Below are 2,746 nucleotides of genomic sequence, written 5' to 3'. Positions count from 1 at the left end.
CAGGCGCTCGGGCGCCGAGAACAGGGCCTGGGCCGAAGCCAGGGTCGGCACGGCGGCGGCTGAAGCCGCCAGAAGCGCGCCGAGGGCGGCGCCGCGAAGGGATTTGCGTAGGGTAGTCATGATCGCAGTTTCTCCGGATCAGAAGCGGGTGGTCAGGCCAACGAAGAAGCGGCGGCCGGGCGAGTAGTAGCCATCGCCGGCGGTGCCGCTGACCTTCTCGTTGAAGAGGTTGGAGACGCCGGCGCGCAGGGTCACCGTGTCGGACGCCTCATAGGCGGTGGTCAGGTCGAACTCGGTGCGGGCGTTGGTCAGGGTCGAGCCGCCGCTGAGTTGTTCGCCGGTGTACTGGGCTGACAGCATGACCCCCAGGCGATCGGTCGCGCGCCAGTCCAGCGAGGCGTAGCCCGACCATTCCGGCGTGGTGATCAGGCTGGCGCCGGTGTCCAGGTTCTTGGCCTCGATCATCCAGGTGGCGTTGCCGCGCAGGGTCAGATCATAGGGCAGGCTGGCCTGGCCGGTCAGTTCCAGACCCTTGGTGCGGGCGCGCTGGACGTTCTCGTTCTTGGTCCACCAGCGGCCTTCGAAATAGCCCAGTGGCGCGTACTGGATCTTGTTCTCGAAGTCGGTGTGGAAATAGGTGGCGGCGAAGCTGTAGGCGGCGCTGTCATAGGCGAAGCCGAACTCATAGCTGGTGCTTTCCTCGGGCTTGAGGTTCGGATTGCCCGCCATCCAGCAGCCGCCCGAGGTGTAGACCAGAGGATTGCCGTTTCCGTCCAGGATCGGATTGCCGTTCTTGTCCTTGGCGGCCATGCCGATCAGGCCCCGGCAGCCGTTGCCGCCGGACTGGGTCGCGGCGCCGGCGCTGTTTTCCTTCAGGGACGGGGCGCGGAAGCCCTTGGAGACGCCGCCGCGCAGGGTCCAGGCCTCGGCCGGATGCCAGACCAGATAGGCGCGCGGGCTGAAGTGCTCGCCGTACTTGTCGTGGCTGTCCAGGCGGCCGCCCAGCGTCAGCAGCAGGTTTTCGCGCAGGGTGATCTGGTCCTCAGCGAAGATGGCCGCCGTGTCGCCCTTCAGCGTGGCCCCGGTGATGACGTTGCCGTCATAGTCGATCGGCACCGTGCCGATGGTGTCGGTGTTGGTCAGCTCTTCCTGGCGATACTGGGCGCCGAGGGCGAACTTGTGCTGCCAGACGAAGGTCTTCTCGAAGTTCCACAGGCCGTCGACGATCAGCTCTTCGAACTCAGCCGAGCCGCCGTATTCGCCCATCGCCTTGTTCTCGAAGGCGTTGCGATAAACGTCCAGGCGCGTCTTGCCGAAGGACCATTCGCCCTCGTGGCTGGCGCGGAAATTGGTGCGTTCGGTTTCCGAGCCGAAGGCGCCCTGCGGTGTCAGCACGCCGTTACGGTTCGGCACCAGCAGCTTGGGCGCCAGGGGCTCCTCCACCCCGTAGTTGGCCTCGAACGAGAAGTTGTGGTTCTCGACGGGCGCCCAGTTCAGCACCCCGTTCAGGCTTTTGTTGACGACGCCGCCCGTGCCGTTAGCGCCGGAGAGGTTCACTTCGTCCGGATTGGTGCGGGCGTAGGTCGCGCCCAGGCGCAGGCCCAGGTTTTCCGTGAGCGGCCCAGCCACGTTGACGCCCAGTTGATAGGCGTCGCCGCGCTCGGAGTCCTCGGACCAGGTGTAGCTGGTGTTGGCCGAACCGCGCCACGTCGGGGCGATTTTGCGGGTGATGATGTTGATGACGCCGCCCATGGCGTCGGAGCCGTAGAGCGACGACATCGGCCCGCGCACCACTTCGATGCGTTCGATCATGTCGGGCGAGATCCAGTTCAGATCCTGTCGGCCCAGGTCGGGGCGATAGCTGATGTCGCGCGAGTTGCCGACGCGGCGCCCGTCGACCAGCACCAGGGTGTAGTTGTCCGGCAGGCCGCGAATGGTGATCTTGGACATGGCGCCGGTCGGGCTGACGCCGCCGGTCACGCCGGGCAGGCGGCCCAGCAGTTCGCCCAGGCTCTGGACCGGCTGACGCTCGATCTCGTCGCGGGTGATGACGCTGATCGAGGCGGGGGCGTCGCGCACGTCGACGGCCGAGCCTGAGGCGGTGACGACCACGTCGCTGACAGAGGTCGCCTGCGGGTCGACGCTCGAGAGGTCGGACGGAATCGTCTCGGCCAGAACCGGCGATGTGGCGAGCAGGGTGGTGGTCATCAGGCCCAGCCCGATGCGGCGTTTCGATAGGTGCATCATGCGCCCCCAAAGGCGTGCGTTAGGCGGGCGACGGGCGCCCGGGAGGGGAGGAAAGCTCGACCATGCGAGCGGCGTCGCTCCTAATAATCATTCGCAATATTGTCTCAATGTCGTATTCGGCATGGGCGCCATTCGCTGGGGCGCATGAGGGCGCAGCGATTGAGGCGTCGTGCGCGTGCGACGAAACGGTCTTGCGAACGTGTTGCAATTAAGAGGCGTTCTTAATACAGCCAAGGCCGACGCGCCGGGCGTCACGCAGCGAGGCCTTATGTCGGGGCGACTTCCCCACCGCGTCGATTTCACCCTGCTTCAGCATCTTCAGGTGCTGATCGAGCAGCGCAGCGTCTCGCGCGCGGCCGAGCGCCTGGGCATCGGCCAGCCGGCGATGAGCCGCATCCTGGCCCGACTGCGCGATCAGTTCGACGATCCCCTGCTGGTGCGCGGCCCGCGCGGCATGATGCCGACGCCGCGCGCCGAGGCCCTGACCGGCCCCTTGCGC

The 2,746-nt window shown here is 66.6% G+C and carries 2 protein-coding genes; one reads left to right on the top strand and one right to left on the bottom strand.

The annotated features are described in order from the left end of the window. Positions 1 to 138: 138 nt before the first annotated feature. Positions 139 to 2,247 carry a TonB-dependent receptor domain-containing protein gene (locus tag RT567_RS15790; protein ID WP_313577174.1) on the bottom strand — a complete coding sequence of 703 codons (2,109 nt, stop codon included), beginning with the start codon at positions 2,245 to 2,247 and terminating at the stop codon, positions 139 to 141. A gap of 268 nt (positions 2,248 to 2,515) precedes the next feature. On the opposite strand from RT567_RS15790, the gene RT567_RS15785 reads away from it, so the two are divergent. Then, a partial coding sequence (locus RT567_RS15785) for a LysR family transcriptional regulator (RefSeq protein ID WP_313577173.1) occupies positions 2,516 to 2,746 on the top strand: 231 nt, incomplete at its 3' end.

Origin of the sequence: Brevundimonas sp. (assembly GCF_032107865.1) — a bacterium.
Lineage (GTDB): Bacteria > Pseudomonadota > Alphaproteobacteria > Caulobacterales > Caulobacteraceae > Brevundimonas.
The sequence above is the reverse complement of the archived record's forward strand: the minus strand, read 5'-3'. Positions and strand labels throughout refer to the sequence as shown.

Bases quoted from the DNA above. Each gene is read 5' to 3' on its own strand.
- RT567_RS15790 (WP_313577174.1), bottom strand. From the start codon at position 2,247: ATGATGCACCTATCGAAACGCCGCATCGGGCTGGGCCTGATGACCACC.